We start from the raw sequence: 18,011 nt of genomic DNA, 5'->3' as shown, positions 1-18,011 counted from the left end.
TTGCTTAACGCACAAAGAGCGGCCGTCGACTCCCCTTCGGGAGTCGACGGCCGCTCTGGTGGTTCAGGTGTTGCGCAGAGATCAAGCAGCGCAAGCAGGCGAGGTCAGACCTGCAACACCGACGATCTGGCAAGCGGTGGTCTTCGAGAGCTTCCAGACGCCGTCTTCGTAGACGAACGAAGCCTGCAGGCCCTGCTGCAGCGGCTGACCGTTGACCACGATGTTCAGTGAAGCGGCTGCCGTCTCGCTGCCCGTGTCGGTGACCGGGTCGAGGATCTCGACCTGGGCGCCGGCAGCCTTCGCGGCAGCGGCGACCTGGTTGATCAGCTCGGGGTCAGCTTCCGCTCCCTGGACGAGGTTGACCTTGTCTGCTGCCGGAACACTCTCGTCGAGTGCCTGGGCAACCTTGGCGTTGAGCTCAGGGGCGGTCGGCAGAACAACCTCGGACGTGGGTGCCGCAGAGGTGGTGGTCGTGGGCTTCGCCGAAGTCGTCTTGTCGGAGTCTCCTCCGTCTGAACCACACGCGGTCATCGTCAGGGCTGCTGCGATCGCCACGGCTGCAACGGTCATCTTCTGAAGCTTCAACTTCTCAGTCCTATCCATTCGGGTGTTCACATTCGAGCGTCAGTCGAACATCGTGCTTGCTCGAGGATCGTCGACAACATTACCCAACGGTAAGCGGAAAAAGTCTAAGGACATCCTCAGAGAAGGCTGTCGACCGCATCTGCTACCTCGAGCACCTCATCGGATTCGGCGAAGGTCTTGGCGATTCCCGTTCCGCTGGAACGGGTTTCGAAGCGAACCGTCACCACACCGTGCCCCGCGCCCTGCACCCAACCGTGTCCGTATTCTGGATGCTTGACGTCCAAACCGGGGTGCCAGTAGCGCTGAGGGACACGCGCGGCCACCGGAGCGTCGAGTTCGGCCTCATCGAGGGCGCCGGTGAGAGTCTCGACCGGATAGCCGGGAACATCCTGATCCAACTCGGGAAAAAGTGATCCTTGGCGAACCGTGGACAAACCGGCGAATCCCACACCGACCAGGCGAATCGGCCCCAACTCCTGCGGGTCGATGACCTGTTTCTGCGCGGTGGCGACAAGGATTTGGCGGTCGATGGTGGCAAACGGCAACGTCACGGATCTAGTCAGGATGCTCATGTCGGACTTCTTGAGCTTCAGTACGACGGTACGGGCGGCTCTTCCGTCCTTCTCCAGCCTGGAAAATGCTGCACGACCACTACTTTCGACGGCCGCGCGCAGTTGCGCCATCGTGACGATGTCGGCGGCGAACGTGGATTCCGCGCTGATCTGCTTGGATTCGGCACGCTCGGCGACCGGCCGATCGTCGATCCCCTGCGCAAGGCGATGCAACCCCGGTCCGACGGTGGTCCCCAGTATCGACGCCACCTCCGCTATAGGTGTGCGGGCAAACCCGCCGATGGTTTCGATGCCGAGACGCTTGAGTTTTTCCTCGGCGACGGGGCCGATCCCCCACAGCTTCCGCACCGGAAGCGAATCGAGCAACTCGTGCTGCATCCCGGGAGGAATCACCGCGACGCCGTCGGGCTTTGCCAGCCCCGACGCAATCTTGGCCACCTGCTTGCCTGCGCCAGCGCCGATCGAGGCGACCAACCCGGTCTCGGCTTTGATCAACGCCCGCAAATCCTCGCAAAACGCGCGAACCTCGTCGGCCCCGACACCGGCCAACTCCACCGGTTCACCGAAGGCCTCGTCCACCGACAATTGCTCGAGGATCGGCATGCGAAGGCGCAACGCGTCGAACGTCCGTTTGCTCAGAACCGAATACAGTGACATCCGTGGCGGCAATACCACCGCTCCGCCACCGACCATGCGGCGCGCTTGGTGCATCGGCATTGCCGATCGCGCACCGAAAACCCTGGCTTCGTAACTTGCCCCCGCCACCACCCCGCGCCCGCCCAAGCCGCCGACCAGCACCGGGCGACCTCGCAGCGTGGGACGGGTCAACTGCTCGGCGGAAGCGAAAAACGCGTCCATGTCGAGATGCAGCACCCACCTGCGGCTTCGTGTGGGGTCATCTTGATTCATCGGGAGTTATGGTTCTCTCAAAAGTGGGCGCCGAATTTAAGTCCGTGCCCTTTTCTTGGGCGACTTCTTCTTCGGCAGGGGTAATACGTCGGCTGTCCGCTGGATGAAGGCGTGCAGATGATCGACGTCCTGCAGCTTTTCCTCCGGAACCCGGTAGTAATCCTTCGCCCCCGGATACGGCGGAGCCAGATCACTCTCTGATCCGAACTCAGGGCTGACCTCGGTGGGTTTGACGAACAGTACGTCCGCGCAGATCAAGCCCACGATCTTCTCGTCGCAATACAATCCGTACTCGCCGAACATCGCCCTTGCCCGCACGTCGAGCGGTTCCAACTGCTCGAGAATGCGCACCACGGTTTCCTTGCTCGTACTCATGAGAGCAAACTACTCCGGCACCCCGACATACAGACGTTCATCGGGGAGCCGGAGTAGTTGCGTCGGTACTAGACCTTCGTGATCGCGGCGCGGATACCGTCGCCGAGATCGACGGCGTCGTCTCCCGCTTCGCCCACCGAGAACGAGGTGGCCAGAACCTCACCGGCGATCAATTCCCGATGACGCTCGGCCCACTCCTTGCAGTCCTGCGGAACCTCGAGCACGACCTTGATCCGGTCCGAGACGTCCAACCCGGCGGCACGGCGTGCGTCCTGCAGTTGACGGATACGGTCCTTCGCCCAGCCCTCGGCTTCGAGTTCCTCCGTCACGACGGAATCGAGTACAACGAGTCCCGCACCGTCCGGCAGTGCAGCTGTCGAATCCGGCTCGGCCGCAACCAGTTTCTGCGTGTACTCCTCGGGCAGCAGTTCGATGCCAGCCGCAACCACGACGCCGTCCGCGTTCTCCGTCCAGTCGCCCGCCTTGACCGCCTTGATGACGGTCTGAACGGACTTGCCCAGACGCGGGCCGGCAGCACGCGCGTTCACCGCGATCTCGAAGCGCCCGTGCACGTCGACGTCATCGGTCAGATCGACCTTCTTGACGTTGACCTCGTCGGCGATCAGTCCGAGGAACGGACGCAGACGCTCGGCGTCGGGCGCCGCAACCGTGACCTCGGGCAGCGGAAGACGAACACGCAGATTCTGTGCCTTTCGCAGGCTCAGCACCGTCGAGCACACGGTCCGTACGTCGTCCATCGCCGCTACCAACTCGGGGTTCGCGGGGAGCTCCGACTCCTGCGGCCAGTCAGCCAGGTGAACCGAGCGTTCCCCGGTCAGTCCGCGCCAGATCACCTCGGACACCAGCGGCAACAGCGGCGCAGCGAGACGCGTCACGACCTCGAGCACGGTGTGCAGGGTGTCGATCGCGTCGCGATCCTCGTCCCAGAACCGCGAACGAGACCGTCGCACATACCAGTTGGTCAGCGCGTCACAGAACAACCGAAGCTCGTCGCACGCGCCGGCGATGTCGTTGACCTCGAGGGCCTCGGTGATCACGTCGCGGGTGGTGGCGAGCTTGGCCAGGATGTACTGATCGAGGATGTTCTCCGAATCGGTACGCCACACACCGGATTCCGGCGCGTACAACTGGAGGAAGCTCCAGGCGTTCCACAGCGGGAGCAACGCCTGACGTACGCCTTCGCGGATGCCCTGCTCGGTCACGATGAGGTTTCCACCGCGCAGGATCGGCGAGGACATCAGGAACCATCGCATCGCATCGCTACCGTCGCGGTTGAACACCTCCTTCACGTCCGGGTAGTTGCCCTTGGACTTGCTCATCTTGAGTCCGTCGTCGCCGAGCACGATTCCGTGTGCGGCAACGGTTTTGAATGCCGGACGATCGAAGAGTGCGGTGGCCAGTACGTGCAGCGTGTAGAACCAGCCGCGCGTCTGGCCGTTGTACTCGACGATGAAATCGCCCGGGAAATGACCCTCGAACCACTCACGGTTCTCGAATGGGTAGTGCACCTGCGCATACGGCATCGAACCGGATTCGAACCAGCAGTCGAGCACCTCGGGAACGCGGCGCATCATCGACTTCCCGGTCGGGTCGTCCGGGTTCGGGCGGACCAGGTCGTCGATCATCGGGCGATGCAGATCGGTCGGACGCACACCGAAGTCTGCCTCCAACTGGTCGAGCGAGCCGTACACGTCCGTGCGCGGGTACTGCGGATCGTCCGACACCCACACCGGGATCGGGCTGCCCCAGTAACGGTTTCGGCTGATGTTCCAGTCGCGCGCACCTTCGAGCCACTTGCCGAACTGACCGTCACGGATGTGCTCGGGCACCCACGTGATGTCCTTGTTCAACTCGACCATGCGATCGCGGAACTTGGTGACCGCGACGAACCACGACGGAACCGCCATGTAGATGAGGGGCTGCCCACTGCGCCAACTGTGCGGGTAGGAGTGCTCGATCGTCTCGTGCCGCAGCAGCTTGCCGGCAGCCTTGAGGTCCTTGATGATGACGGGGTTGGCGTCGAACACCATCAGGCCCTCGTACGGCGGAACCATCGAGGTGAACTTTCCACCCGGATCGAGTGGCTGCACGACCTCGATGCCATTTGCCGTGGCGACATCCATATCCTCTTCACCGAAAGCCGGTGCGAGGTGGACGATTCCGGTTCCGGAGTCGGTTGTCACGTAGTCGGCCGAGAGCACGACGTGTGCGTTCGGATGTCCGAGGAAGAAGTCGAACGGCGGTGTGTACGACAGTCCGACCAACTCGGTGCCCTTGTGACGGGAAACGACCTCGGGGTCCTCCCCCAGCTCACGTGCGTAATGAGCTACCCGCGCTTCCGCGAGTACGTACCGCTTTCCGTCCTCACCAAGCACCTGAACGTAGTCGACCTCGGGATGCACCGCAGTGGCCAGATTGGAAGGCAGGGTCCACGGCGTCGTGGTCCAGATGATCGCGTTTGCGCCGTCGAGGGGTGAACCTGGAGCGACCAGGGGCATGTCGACCGTGACTGCTGGATCCTGACGCATCTTGTACGCGTCGTCGAGGCGAGTCTCCTGATTGGACAGCGGAGTCTGCTCGTACCAGCTGTAGGGCAGCACGCGGAACCCCTGATAGATCAGGCCCTTGTCGTGCAGCTCCTTGAAGGCCCACATGACGGACTCCATGAAGTCGACGTCCAGGGTCTTGTAATCGTTGTCGAAGTCGACCCAACGTGCCTGGCGGGTGACGTAGTCGCGCCACTCGTCGGTGTACTTGAGCACTGAGGCCTTGCAGTACTCGTTGAACTTGGCCAGACCCATGACTTCGATCTCGGCCTTGTCCTTGATACCGAGCTGCTTCTCCGCTTCGAGTTCTGCGGGAAGGCCGTGGCAATCCCAGCCGAAACGTCGTTCGACCTTGCGTCCACGCATGGTCTGGAAGCGCGGCACCAGATCCTTGACGTACCCCGTCAGCAGGTGGCCGTAATGCGGCAAACCGTTGGCGAACGGCGGCCCGTCGTAGAAAACGAACTCTTCGTTACCGTCGCGATTGGAAACCGACGCCCGGAACGTGTCGTCGTCGTCCCACTGTTTCAGGACCTTCTGTTCCAGATCGGGGAACTTGACTCCGGTGTCGGCGGGGACTCCGTAGTCGACTTTGGGATACCCGTTACTCGCCATGGCGATCTCCTCGTGCCAGTCGGACTCGGCACGGGGACGACGTGGCGCTTGTGCGCCGACACCGCGGTACCACCCCGTTTGCACCCCGCCGATCCGCGCTTGTGGATCTCGAGGTGCCACTCGATCGAGCTGTGACGGGCTCACCCGTTCGGTTCTACTGGGTTCTCGGCACGCATGAAAGCGTCGAGAACCGTTCTTCCGAAAGCTCCCCGGTGATTGCCGGATCAAAGCCATGTATTCGTGATCGACAGTCTAATACTTGCCCTGGGACGTGTCGGTACTGCCTAGGACTTGCCGGTACTACCTAGGACTTGCCGCCCGACGATTCGCCATGATTGCCCGGATTGTCATCGTTGGCAGCGGCTGCATCACCGGTCGAGGAATCCGAGGAACTCTCGGCTCGGCCGTAAGGCGACGACATCCCGCTACCCGATACCGGGTCATCCAACGAAGGAACCGCCTTCCTGCTGGTCAGCGCACTGACCAGCAGGAGGACGGCACCTGCTACACAAATCGCGATACATGCCCACGCCCAGATCAGCGACCCTGTGGTCAGGGCAACGATCAGGAGTGCGAAGCCAACTCCCGCGAGAACCAACGTCACGACCAGCACGTATCAACCTTTGTCCGGTCCGATAGCTGAGCCGACGGGGCACTCTCGGTCAGCTGTTTCCCTTGGCGAAGGACGGGCTGTAGGAATCCTGTCCACCGTCGACCGGAACGGCCGAGCCACGCTGTTCGAGCTCTTCGAGCTGCGATTCCAGGTAGGACTTCAGGCGCACCCGGTACTCGCGTTCGAACGTCTTGAGCTGCTCGATACGGCCCTCGAGGACGGAACGCTGCTGGTTGATGGTCGCCATGATTTCGGTGTGCTTCTTCTCGGCGTCCGCCTTGAGAGCGTCTGCCTTCTCCTGAGCCTGGCGAAGCTGGGTCTCGGAGCGAGTCTGAGCGTCGGTGAGCATTGCCTCCGACTTGTTGCGCGCGTCCGCGATCATGCCGTCGGCCTTGCTGCGAGCCTCGCTCATGAGCTGCTCGGAGTTGGTGCGAGCACTGCCGAGCAGCTGCTCGGATTCGGTCTTGGCATCGTTGGTGAGGCGATCCGCCATCTCCTGAGCCAGTCCGAGGACCTTTGCGGCCTGCATGTGGGTGTCGCCACTCTGCGGCGCTGCAACGGCAGCGGCGGCGGGAACGGGAGCTGCAACGGGTGCAGGCTTGGGCGGTTCGACGACCCGAGCGGGCTCCGGCTTGGGCTGCGCTGCGACGGGTGCCGCCTGCTGAGCAGGTGCCGGCGACTTCTTGGCAGCCGCGAGCTCCTGATCCAGCTCACCTACGCGCTGGCGCAGGTCCGCATTCTCTTCGATGAGCTGCGACAGCGCCTGCTCGACGAGGTCGAGGAATGCGTCGACCTCGTCCTCGTTGTAGCCACGCTTGCCGATAGGCGGCTTGCTGAACGCAACGTTGTGCACGTCAGCTGGAGTCAGTTGCGGCATGGAAGGATCCCTTCACGCGTCATTTGGCGGTCTAGCAAGCATTCAGTTGCAACACAGTCTACGTAGTGGCGAACCACCGTATGAGTTATGGGTTCCATTCTGGCACACCACACACTCGGACTGTGCTCAGCGAACAACCGACATCAGGATGATGACGATGAAAAGCAAGACCATGATGGATAGATCCAAGCGAACTCCACCGAGGTTGATCGGGGGGATCAACCTGCGGAGCAGTTTCACCGGAGGATCGGTGATCGTAAAAATGGTTTCGAGAATGACTGCGACCAATCCGGTCGGTCGCCAATCTCTGGCAAACGAACGAACGAACTCGACGATCACTCTGCCGATCAGCAACAGCCAGAAGACAACCAGCACCAGATAGATCACAGAGAGAAGCGCGTCCACACCCTCACTCTGCCTGACTTCTGCGTTGTGTCCAAAACAGACACACCGCAGCAATTCCGGAACCGGTCCGCATCGAGTCCGTCTTGTAACGGCCGGCGATGGGTCCGAATGCGGCGCCCGCCGAGACCGGCCGCCGTTCGAATGTGCTCACGTCACCCCTGCTCAGGGGCCGGACTGCGGTCGAGACCATCATTTCTGGCTGTAGAAACCCGTCTCGGCGATCCGACGACGTTCCTCAGCGGAAACGTCGATGTCAGCCGGTGAGAGAAGAAACACTTTGGTGGCTACCTTGTCGAAAGAACCACGCAATGCGAACGCCAGGCCGGCCGCGAAATCGACCAGACGCTTCGCGTCGGCGTTGCTCATGTCGACCAGATCCATGATGACGGGCGTGCCGTCGCGGAAACGCTCACCGATGGTGCGGGCCTCTGCGTAGCTCTGGGGACGCAGTGTCGTGATCTTGGCGAGCGGGCCGCCGTCGTCGACAACCGGCGCACGTCGCGCTTCGGGCCGCTCGGCGCGCGCGTCGACCGCAAGGTTGCCGCGACTGGCCGGACGCGGCGCCATCGCCGGGCGGCTACTGCGACTGGGAACGGTGTCGACTCGGGGCCGGGAATCGTAGCGATCGAACTCCGCGTCCTCTTCGTCACGACGACTGGGCGCGTAGCTCGCCTTCGAGAAGGCAGGTTCGACGAACTCGCGGTCGTCGCGCTCGGCATAGCCGTCGTGACTACGACGCGGTGCGCGGCGAGCCTGATCGGGCTCCTCCACGTATTCGTCCTCGTAGTCATCGAGGGGAACCATGCCGAAGTAAGCCTTGAACTTATGCAGGTTGCTCATTGATCGACCTTCCTTGGCGCGGCGGAATCAATCCGACTGCGACCGGTCGCAGCGGTGTGGACGGGTTGGGCGATCACCTGAGCGATCACCTCGAGATTACTGGTCGTGAGCCGAGCAGTGCGGTTCCGACACGCACGCACGTGGAACCGTGGCGCACTGCAGCCTCCAAATCGCCGGTCATACCGGCGGAGAGTTCGGTTGCCCGTGGATGCGATTCGAGAATCAAAAGATGTGCCCTGCGGAGGATTTCGAACTGCTCGTCCGGATCTGATCCAAGTGGCGGGACGGCCATCAGTCCCGCGAATTCGAGACCTTCGGCTGATTCGATCCGCTCGGCAAGAGGGGTTAACTCCCCCGTCGGAACTCCGCCACGCGCAGGGTCGCCGTCGAGACTTACCTGGATGAGCACCCGCAGCGGCGCCCTGCGTTCGCCGTCGGACAAAGCGCCGAGCGCCGCCCGATCGAGTGCATCGGCCAACCGCGCACTGTCCACCGAATGAATTGCGTAGGCCCACTTCGCTACCGACCGAGCTTTGTTGCGCTGCAACTGTCCGATCATGTGCCAGCGAACCGGATCGTCGATCGCGCCGCTACGAGCAGCGCCGTCGAAATCCGCGACCTTCTCCACTGCTTCCTGCTCACGAGACTCACCGAATTCACGGCAACCCAGTTCGTACAGGATTCGAGCGTCGGACGCCGGAAAGAATTTGGTAACTGGCAGCAGTGCGACGTCGGAGACTTCGCGACCGGCAGCAAGGCACGCGGCGGCCAATCGCGCCCTCACCGAGTCGAGTGCCGTCGATATTTCTGTCAGCCGCATTTCCGTCTGTCGCATTTGTGCCTAGACGGTTTCCTGCGCTGCGGGCGCTTCCATCCAGATCACTGCAGCTTGACGTCCGGTCAGCGATTCTCGGCGATGACTGAACAGCGCGCGGTCCTCGATCGTGCATCGCGGGTCCTCGGCGACACCGGACACGCCCGCGGCGAGCAACTGCTTACGCAGTCCCGCACGCAGATCGAGTCCCGGTGTGCCCTTCTCGGTGCGAGTTGCGCTGCCCGGCAAGTGCTTTTCCACGTCAGCACGCATCGCGGCGGGAACCTCGTACTGGCGTCCACTCGCCGCCGGACCGAGGAAGGCGCCGATACGCGAGACGTCCGCGCCCTGTCGCACCATCTCCGCGAGGACACGCGGGACGATACCGATGCGGGCACCGATCCGTCCGGCATGAACGGCCGCGATGACACCGGCCTCCTCGTCGGAGAGAAGAACAGGAACACAGTCCGCGCTGAGAGTGGCGAGCGCCAAGCCGGGAACGGTGGTGACCAGAGCATCCGTCACCGGAATGACCTCGTCGGTCGGTTCCGTCACGACAGTGACGTTGCGCGAATGGATTTGTTCCATCCACACGAGATGGTCAGGCTCGACGCCGATTTCGCGTGCCAGACGACGGCGATTCGCATCGACGGCTGCCGGATCGTCTCCGACGTGATCGCCGAGATTGAACGACTCGTACGGCGATGCGGAAACACCACCGGCTCGGCTGGTCACGACGCGGCGAATGCGGGTGCGGGTGGTCGACTTCTCGGTACTCAAGATAAGTGTGCTCACAAACGTCGAAAGTTGTCGTCCGGCTCAGGCGTGACCGGACATCCAGTCGAGAACAGGGTACCCAGAAATTCCGGGCACCCTGTTCTCGAAACTGTTTGTAGCCCTACGTCAGCGACGCATGAAGACGGGCACGTCGACGTCGTCGTCGCCCTCGCCTTCCTGGACCGGCGCATGGCGTGGGCCACCGATCGGAGGCAAGCTGCCCGAACCGATGGTCTCGCGCGCTGCGGAAATCGGCTGCTCGCCAGCAGGTTCGGCAGCTACCGGTGACCGGCCGACCTCACCTGCGCGCCCGGCGCCGATAGCTCCACGTCCCTGCGCGGTCGACTCCACGGGACGACGAGCCGGAGCTCCACCGTCGAATCCCGCAGCGATGACCGTCACACGAACCTCGTCACCGAGCGAATCGTCGATGACCGTTCCGAAGATGATGTTGGCGTCGATGTGGGCAGCTTCCTGCACCAGCGACGCCGCCTCGTTGATCTCGAAGAGGCCGAGATCGCTGCCACCGGCGATCGACAGCAGAACGCCGCGGGCGCCTTCCATCGATGCTTCGAGGAGAGGCGAATTGATCGCGGATTCCGCCGCCTTGATCGCGCGCCCCTCACCACGAGAGGAACCGATGCCCATCAACGCACTGCCGGCGCCGGACATGACACCCTTGACGTCCGCGAAGTCGACGTTGATCAGCCCCGGGGTGGTGATGAGGTCCGTGATGCCCTGGACGCCGTTGAGGAGAACCTCGTCGGCGCTGCGGAACGCGTCCATCAGGCTGACTGCGGCATCACCCAACTGGAGCAGGCGATCGTTGGGAATGACGATCAGCGTGTCGCAGGACTCGCGGAGCGCCTGAATTCCGGTATCCGCCTGTCCCCCACGACGCTTGCCCTCGAAGGAGAACGGTCGTGTCACGACACCGACGGTGAGTGCACCCAGCTTCCGGGCGATGCTTGCCACGACAGGGGCACCACCGGTTCCGGTGCCACCACCCTCGCCTGCGGTCACGAACACCATGTCGGCGCCCTTGATGACCTCTTCGATCTCGTCCTTGTGATCTTCGGCTGCCTTGCGACCCACTTCAGGATCAGCACCGGCGCCGAGGCCACGGGTCAATTCACGACCGACGTCGAGCTTGACGTCGGCGTCACTCATCAGAAGGGCTTGCGCGTCCGTGTTGACCGCGATGAACTCGACTCCCTTGAGTCCCTGTTCGATCATGCGGTTGACTGCGTTCACGCCGCCGCCGCCGATGCCGACGACCTTGATTACGGCGAGGTAGTTGTGCGGGGGCGTCATCGGCTCTCGCCTTCCGTGTCGTGTTTCACGCTGCTTGTCAGAGCTGCTGTCTTTTTACTGCTGCTGGCTGTGTAACTTGTGGGGCTGTGTAACTGCTGGGGCTTTGCTACTGCTGTTGTTCGAGATAAACCCTAAACCTCAACCACAGGGTTAGAGTTATGTCAAGTATTCGATCTGAAACGAAACGCTATGCACCGTCGTCGCGTTCCGCCATTAGGCGCGCCGAGACACACCGAAGTATTTGCCACGCACCAACGCACGAGCGCACCGTGCGCTATCGAACCGTCGGAAGATCGGGACTGGACACGTCGTACGTCTGCCCCGGCTGGGTCAACAGCGGAAGCGTCACGGCAGCCTTACGATCCGAGTGCTCGACACCGCCCCAGTTTACGACGCGACCGTCGAGCAAGGTCAGCGTGACACTCGAAATCGACCGAGCGGCAACCTCTCCCACCTGAAACCTCAGATCCGGCGGCAACACCGACAACACCTCGAGAGCGGCGAGCGTGGGCTCGTCGTTCCACCCGGGCGTCGGTGTCACCAGGCGCGGAACCCCAGGCGGTGGGACGCCCATCTCGAAGTCGACGCCCTTCTCGTCCAGCAGGTGCGCGCCCTCGGGCGAGTCGACGAAGACAACCGGTACCCGTTCGGTGACCGTGACGCGGATGGTCGACGGGTACATCCGCTGCACCCGGGCCGAGGCCACCTTCGGAATCGTCGCGACACGTGCGGCGGCTGCGCCGGTATCGACCCGCATCAACGGCTGACCGGTCGGTACGGCCAGGAGTGAAAGGATCTGTTCCTCACTGACGGTCGTCGCACCGAGAACTTCGGTGCCCCGGACCGAGAGCACCGGAGACAACCAGGCCGTCAGCGCAATTCCCACCACCAGCACGATTGCCAGCGGTGCCACGATCAGCGGTCGCTTGAACCACTTACGAGTCGGTGTGGGTTCGGGAGCCTGCTCCGTCGACCGCGTCGAGTATCGCGATTCGGTGCGAGTACTGCGCCGACGCGTACTGGTGGCTCGTCTGGCTTGAGGATCTCGACGCCCGCGCCGACTTCGTGCGTCGGGTGTCATCGCGGCGCGGGATGCGGCGCCGAACGCAAAGCATCGAGGATCTGTTTGCCGAGCATGGTCACATCACCGGCGCCCATCGTGATGACGATGTCGCCGGGGTGAGCCAACGCCGCAACCTGCTTCGGCGCCTGCGACAGATCAGGTTGATAGTGAACAGGTTTGGTGACCGATTGAGCGACCAGCGCACCGCTGACGCCCGGCATCGGCTCTTCGCGAGCGCCGTAGACGTCGAGAACCACTACCTCGTCGGCCAAGTCCAGTGCCTGCGCGAACTCCTCGGCAAACGCGGCTGTGCGCGAATAGAGGTGAGGTTGGAACACCACGATCACGCGTCCGGCTGCCGAATTGGTCGACGACGAATCATCTTCCGGTCGAACCAGATCCGCAGCCGCGCCGAGGACCGCGCGAACTTCGGTCGGATGGTGGGCGTAGTCGTCGAACACCCGGACACCACGCTCGCGCCCGGTGAACTGGAACCGGCGGTGGACGCCACCGAATCCGGCGAGCCCCTCGACGATTTCCTCCGTCTCGGCTCCGGCGTCACGGGCGGCCAGCAGGGCGGCCAGCGCATTGAGAGCCATGTGTCGACCCGGCACTGCCATCCGTACGGTTCGCGCAGCGCTCTCCCCCGCCAGGTGGAACTGCAGGACTCCCCCGACGTCGTGTGCGTGGAAGCCCAGTAGCCGGACTCCGACCTCGACACCGTCGACAGGCTCGAAGGCAGTGCCCGCCTCCACTTCCTGCGCATCCGCGGATCCATAACCGAGCACCCGGATGTCCGAACGACCCGAGGCCACGATTCGCTTCGCGAGATCCGCCGATCCCGGATCGTCGAGGCAGACAATCAGGAGCCCGCCCGGACGTAGCTTGTCGACAAAATCGTCGAACACCTTCACATACGCTTCGACGCTGCCGAAGTAGTCGAGGTGATCGGCCTCGATGTTGGTCACGACGATGACGTTGGGGTCGTACTGCAGGAGCGACCCGTCACTCTCGTCCGCCTCGGCGACAAAGACGTCACCGCTGCCGTGATGGGCATTCGTTCCGGCTTCGTTGAGTTCGCCGCCAACGGCAAACGAGGGGTCGAAACCACAGTGCTGCAGGGCGACCACGAGCATAGAGGTCGTCGACGTCTTGCCGTGTGTACCCGAAACCAGGAACGTGCGATTGCCCTGCATCAGTGATGCAAGGACGGCCGGCCGGAGAATCACCGGGATTCCGCGGCGAGCGGCCTCGACGAGTTCCGGGTTGTCCTTCGGGATGGCCGCGTGAGTCGTGACGACGACGGTCGGCCCGCCTGGCAGCAGGTCGAGAGCATCGGTGTCATGACCGATCCGGACCTGCGCCCCGCGTGCACGAAGCGCCAGGACTCCTCGGCTCTCCTTCGCGTCCGAACCCGAGACGAGGCCCCCACGGGAAAGCAGAATTCGCGCGATGCCGGACATACCGGCACCGCCGATTCCGACCATGTGTACTCGCTCGAGGTGGGCGGGCAGCGCGGTCATCGGTTTCCCCTTGCGTTTTCCTGGACGGCGTTTTCCTTTGCCGCGATGTCGAGCACGATCCGTGCGATCTCGGTTGCCGCCGTACGGTGTCCGACATTGGCAGCGCCACTGCTCATCTTGTCGAGGCGCGCGCTGTCACTCAGCATCGGGACGACGGTACCGGCGACAAACGTCGGCGTGAGGTCGTTGTCGGAGACGATGATCGCGCCGCCTGCTGCGACAACGGGTTTCGCGTTGAGTTCCTGCTCACCGTTGCCGTGCGGCAGCGGAACGTAAACGGCCGGAAGCCCGACCGCCGAGACCTCGGCGACCGTCATCGCGCCAGAGCGACAGATGGTCGCATCGGCTGCCGCATACGCGAGATCCATCCTCGAGAGATAAGGAACAGCCACATAGGGTGCTGTCTCCGAGGACTGCGTAACCTCGAGGGAGTTCTTGGGTCCGTGTGCGTGCAGCACCGAGATCCCCGCTTTCGCGAGTTCCTGGGCAGCGCCGGAGACCGCGTCGTTGAGCGACTTCGCGCCCTGCGATCCGCCGAAGACGAGCAGAACGGGGCCGTCCTGCGGCAGTCCGAAGTACTCGCGCGCTTGCGAGCGAAGTCCCGCTCGATCGAAATTGGCGATCGACGCCCGGACCGGAATGCCGACGATTTCGGCGTCTTGATCGCCGCGGTTCTTCACACCCGACCCCGGAACGGCGGCAAGTACGCGCGTCGCCAGGCGAGCACCGATCTTGTTCGCGATTCCGGCACTGGCGTTTGCTTCGTGGACGACGATCGGAATCTTGCGTCGGCGCCGAAGAACACCACCACGGGCGGCAAGGTACGCCGGAAGCGCGACGTAGCCGCCGAAGCCGACGATCACGTCGGCGTCGACGGAATCGAGTACCTCGCGGGTCTTGCGCACCGACGCGAGGATGCGTGTCGGCAGTTTGACGAGATCCATCGTGGGCTTCCGAGGAAGCGGAACCGGCGGAATGAGCTCGAGCGTGTAGCCGCGGGCAGGCACCAAGGTGGTTTCGAGACCACGCGCAGTCCCGAGTGCCGTGATCCTGGTGTCGGGCTGAGCGGCCTTGACCGCGTCCGCGACCGCAAGAGCGGGTTCGATGTGACCAGCTGTGCCTCCACCTGCCACCACTACCGACAGAGTCGATTTGTTGCCGCTCACCTACGAATTCCTCGCTCTCGAACTTCTCGTGGATCTTGTGCCCTACGTGTCGGCGCCTGCCGACGCTGACCATTCTGCCCTCCCGCGGTGCGCTTCCGTGACCCAGCAGCCGCACCTCGCGTGGAATCCGCGGAAGTACGAGCGCCTTGATCTGCCCGCTTGCGTCGATCACCCGTCTCGATCGCACGCCGGCCGTCGCGTCCGCGAGCCGGTTCGATCTGCCGCGTGGGCTTCGGTCGACGGATCGGCCGACCCCCTGACGGAGGGTGGTACAGCACCGGCTTGGGGAGTCTGAGCAACTTCGAGATCTTGCCGTCCTGCCCGGAGTTCAGAGCGGCAACCGCTTCGGGCTCGTGGCGAGCAGCATTGGCGATAACGCCGAACATGAACAGTGTGATCGCCAAGGACGAACCACCGGCGGAGACCAAGGGCAACTGGAGTCCGGTGACCGGTAGCAGCCCGATGACGTAGCCGATGTTGATCATTGCCTGGCCGACGATCCAGGTAGTTGCGGTGGCGGACAGGAGCCGCCAGAACGGATCGATGCTCCGGGCTGCGATGCGCAATCCCGTGTACACGAAAACGGCGAACAGCCCGATCACTACCGCGCAGCCGACAAATCCCAGCTCTTCACCGATGATCGCGAAGATGAAGTCGTTGTGAGCGTTGGGTAGGTAGTTCCATTTGGCGACGCTCTGCCCGAGTCCGCGACCGAAAACGCCGCCGTCTGCGAGCGAATACAAGGCCTGCTTGGCCTGATAGTTGTTGCCCTGCAGGTCATCGCTCTTGTTGAAGAAGGCCTGAACTCGATCGGATCGATAGCCGGCCGTCATGGCCAGCACGCCTGCCACCACCACGCCCGTCACCGCGATCGAGCCGAAGAGCTTCAGTGGCAGCCCACCGAACCACAGCAAGGCCCCGACGATGATTCCCAATGCGATGGTCGTACTGAGGTTCGGCTGCGCGACGACCAGGGCGAAGACCAGCATCGCGGCGGGTACGAGCGGAATCAGGATCGACTTCACGGATCGGTCGTCCGGTCGCCTCGAGGCCAACAGATGGGCGCCCCAGATCGCCAACGCGACCTTCATGATTTCCGAGGGCTGCACCGAGAATCCACCGACGTTGAACCAGCGACGCGCGCCCTGCGCTTCGGTGCCGATTCCCGGAATCAGGACGAGTACCAGCATGATCAGAACGACGACGAACAGCGGAAACGAATACTGCCGGAGCACTCTCGCCGGAATCCGCAGCGCGACATAGAAGAGCATCGCCCCGAGAATCGCGAAGATCAACTGCTGGGTGAACAACGAATATGCCGAGCCGCCGGACACGTACTGCTCGACGCTCGACGCCGACAGAACCATTACGAGCCCCAAGACAGTCAACATCGTGGCAATCGTCACCACCAGGTGGAACGATGCCAACGGCCGCGCCAACCAGGCACCGATTCGGGTCTTGGGACCCTTGGTCATCGCAGGTTCCCGGCTTCGCCAGGCGAATCTGTATACGGATCGGGTAGCGCGGCTACTGCGGCGGCGAAGCTGTCACCGCGATGCCCGTAACTGACAAACATGTCCAAGGACGCGGCGGCCGGCGCGAGTACAACAGCGTCACCTGGGGACGCCAATTCGGCAGCTTCGGCTACCACTGCGGCCATGACGGCATCCGCGTCGGCACCCGACGGCAGCCGGATGGTGAGAGTCGAGTTGCTGCTGTTTTCGCTCACCACTGCATCGTCCCCCGACATCACGTGCACCACGGGAACATCGGGCGCGTGTCGCGCGAGCGCGTCCTCGATCACACCAGCGTCACGGCCGAGGAGGACAGCGCCGGAGAGTCTCGGGCCGACTTCGCTCACCAACTGGTCGACGCTTGCTCCCTTGAGCTGACCGCCGGCAACCCAGACGACGCGACCGTGCGCGAGTATCGACGGTCTGGCCGCGTGCGGATTGGTGGCCTTGGAATCGTCGATGTACACAACGGACCCGACACGACCGACCAGCGCCCCGCGGTGTGGGCCGACCTTGTGAGCGGCCAGACCGCGCTCCACGACGCCTGCGTCGAATCCGAGTGCCCGCGCCAAGGCGGCAGCGGCCAGCGCGTCCATGACGCCGGCCGGGCCGGCCGGATCTATTGACGCCGCTTCGGCCAAGCGGACGTGATCGCCGAAAGCATTGTCGACGAGGTATCCCGCGTCGACACCCAGTTCTCCTTCGCCCGGTTCACCCAATCTGAACCCGGTGACTTTGTCTGCAGTGGCGCGAGTTCCCAGCTCGGACGCGATTGCGTCATCGAGGCCGACCACCGCGACCTTTCCACTCAATGCCCGCGACTTGGCCTCGGCGTACGCACTCATTCCGCCGTGCCAGTCGAGGTGATCCTCGGCGACGTTGAGGACCACGCCGGCGTCCGGACGAACCGAAGGCGCCCAGTGCAATTGGAACGAGGACAGTTCGACAGCGAGGTACTCCACGCGCGGCGACGTCTCGGCGAGCGCGTCGAGAATCGGCAGTCCGATATTCCCGCAGGCTCGGCCGACAACTCCGGCGGCGTCGAGAATCGAGGCCAACATCGACGTCGTCGTGGTCTTTCCGTTGGTCCCCGTCACGACGAGCCACTTGCGCGGCGCGCCGAAGTGCCCGCTGTGGTCGACGCGCCAGGAGAGCTCGACGTCTCCCCAGATGGGAATCCCGTGACCGGCGGCGGCTGCCAGGATCGGTGCATCCGGACGAAAGCCGGGACTGGTGACAACGAGCCCGTAGTCGGTGATCGAATCCGGGGCATCCTCGATCGAGGTGGTGGTCACCATGTCCGCGCCGAGTTCGGCGCAGCGCTCCGCGAAGTCCAGAGTCGAATCGGCAACCGTCACGACGGCGCCGAGTGCGACAAGAGGCTCGATGGTGGCTTGACCGGACACCCGACCACCGGCGACCAGCACTCGAGTACCGCGGAGCCAGGACAGATCGTTCTCGGAATCCGCTGAGCTGGTCATG

General features: G+C 63.4%; 16 protein-coding genes. All 16 read right to left on the bottom strand.

All coding sequences use genetic code 11. The features are described 5' to 3' along the window. Window positions 1-81: 81 nt before the first annotated feature. Window positions 82-570 (bottom strand): hypothetical protein, encoded by a 489-nt coding sequence (locus R4P65_RS09985; protein WP_371713249.1) that lies wholly within the window; start codon window positions 568-570, stop codon window positions 82-84. 131 nt (window positions 571-701) lie between these two features. Beyond that, window positions 702-2,066 carry a DNA polymerase IV gene (locus R4P65_RS09980; RefSeq protein ID WP_230813504.1) on the bottom strand — a complete coding sequence of 455 codons (1,365 nt, stop codon included), beginning with the start codon at window positions 2,064-2,066 and terminating at the stop codon, window positions 702-704. A 36-nt stretch (window positions 2,067-2,102) separates the two neighbouring features. Beyond that, on the bottom strand, window positions 2,103-2,441 hold the full coding sequence (locus R4P65_RS09975) for a TfoX/Sxy family protein (RefSeq protein WP_230813505.1): 339 nt from the start codon (window positions 2,439-2,441) through the stop codon (window positions 2,103-2,105). Window positions 2,442-2,509: 68 nt separating this feature from the next. Beyond that, the gene (gene ileS, locus R4P65_RS09970; RefSeq protein ID WP_317826482.1) at window positions 2,510-5,623 is read right to left on the bottom strand and encodes an isoleucine--tRNA ligase; all 3,114 of its coding nucleotides are present in this window, start codon (window positions 5,621-5,623) and stop codon (window positions 2,510-2,512) included. Between the two features lie 304 nt (window positions 5,624-5,927). Next, window positions 5,928-6,236: a hypothetical protein gene (locus R4P65_RS09965; RefSeq protein ID WP_317826362.1), complete on the bottom strand. Its 309-nt coding sequence runs from the start codon at window positions 6,234-6,236 to the stop codon at window positions 5,928-5,930. Window positions 6,237-6,285: 49 nt separating this feature from the next. Further along, window positions 6,286-7,113, bottom strand: a complete 828-nt coding sequence (locus R4P65_RS09960; RefSeq protein WP_003941722.1) for a DivIVA domain-containing protein — start codon at window positions 7,111-7,113, stop codon at window positions 6,286-6,288. A 126-nt stretch (window positions 7,114-7,239) separates the two neighbouring features. Next, the gene (locus tag R4P65_RS09955; protein ID WP_003941780.1) at window positions 7,240-7,518 is read right to left on the bottom strand and encodes a YggT family protein; all 279 of its coding nucleotides are present in this window, start codon (window positions 7,516-7,518) and stop codon (window positions 7,240-7,242) included. 189 nt (window positions 7,519-7,707) lie between these two features. After that, window positions 7,708-8,358: a cell division protein SepF gene (locus R4P65_RS09950; protein ID WP_003941752.1), complete on the bottom strand. Its 651-nt coding sequence runs from the start codon at window positions 8,356-8,358 to the stop codon at window positions 7,708-7,710. A gap of 85 nt (window positions 8,359-8,443) precedes the next feature. Further along, window positions 8,444-9,193 carry a YggS family pyridoxal phosphate-dependent enzyme gene (locus R4P65_RS09945; RefSeq protein ID WP_230813508.1) on the bottom strand — a complete coding sequence of 250 codons (750 nt, stop codon included), beginning with the start codon at window positions 9,191-9,193 and terminating at the stop codon, window positions 8,444-8,446. A gap of 6 nt (window positions 9,194-9,199) precedes the next feature. Further along, complete coding sequence (pgeF, locus tag R4P65_RS09940; protein ID WP_007733207.1) at window positions 9,200-9,967, bottom strand: peptidoglycan editing factor PgeF; 768 nt, start codon at window positions 9,965-9,967, stop codon at window positions 9,200-9,202. A 108-nt stretch (window positions 9,968-10,075) separates the two neighbouring features. Beyond that, window positions 10,076-11,263 (bottom strand): cell division protein FtsZ, encoded by a 1,188-nt coding sequence (gene ftsZ / locus R4P65_RS09935; protein WP_317826361.1) that lies wholly within the window; start codon window positions 11,261-11,263, stop codon window positions 10,076-10,078. Window positions 11,264-11,537: 274 nt separating this feature from the next. Next, complete coding sequence (locus R4P65_RS09930; RefSeq protein ID WP_230813511.1) at window positions 11,538-12,344, bottom strand: cell division protein FtsQ/DivIB; 807 nt, start codon at window positions 12,342-12,344, stop codon at window positions 11,538-11,540. After that, window positions 12,341-13,849: a UDP-N-acetylmuramate--L-alanine ligase gene (murC, locus tag R4P65_RS09925; protein WP_317826360.1), complete on the bottom strand. Its 1,509-nt coding sequence runs from the start codon at window positions 13,847-13,849 to the stop codon at window positions 12,341-12,343. The genes R4P65_RS09930 and murC overlap by 4 nt, the downstream gene beginning before the upstream one ends. Beyond that, the gene (murG, locus tag R4P65_RS09920; RefSeq protein WP_317826359.1) at window positions 13,846-15,015 is read right to left on the bottom strand and encodes an undecaprenyldiphospho-muramoylpentapeptide beta-N-acetylglucosaminyltransferase; all 1,170 of its coding nucleotides are present in this window, start codon (window positions 15,013-15,015) and stop codon (window positions 13,846-13,848) included. Before murG ends, murC begins: the two co-directional genes overlap by 4 nt. Further along, on the bottom strand, window positions 15,012-16,490 hold the full coding sequence (gene ftsW / locus R4P65_RS09915) for a putative lipid II flippase FtsW (protein ID WP_317826358.1): 1,479 nt from the start codon (window positions 16,488-16,490) through the stop codon (window positions 15,012-15,014). The genes murG and ftsW overlap by 4 nt, the downstream gene beginning before the upstream one ends. Further along, window positions 16,487-18,010 carry a UDP-N-acetylmuramoyl-L-alanine--D-glutamate ligase gene (gene murD, locus R4P65_RS09910; protein WP_317826357.1) on the bottom strand — a complete coding sequence of 508 codons (1,524 nt, stop codon included), beginning with the start codon at window positions 18,008-18,010 and terminating at the stop codon, window positions 16,487-16,489. Before murD ends, ftsW begins: the two co-directional genes overlap by 4 nt. Window position 18,011: the final 1 nt, after the last annotated feature.

Origin of the sequence: Rhodococcus sp. IEGM 1318 (assembly GCF_033142465.1) — a bacterium.
GTDB classification, from domain to species: domain Bacteria; phylum Actinomycetota; class Actinomycetes; order Mycobacteriales; family Mycobacteriaceae; genus Rhodococcus_F; species Rhodococcus_F qingshengii_B.
This window is presented reverse-complemented; position numbering and strand designations above follow the sequence as displayed.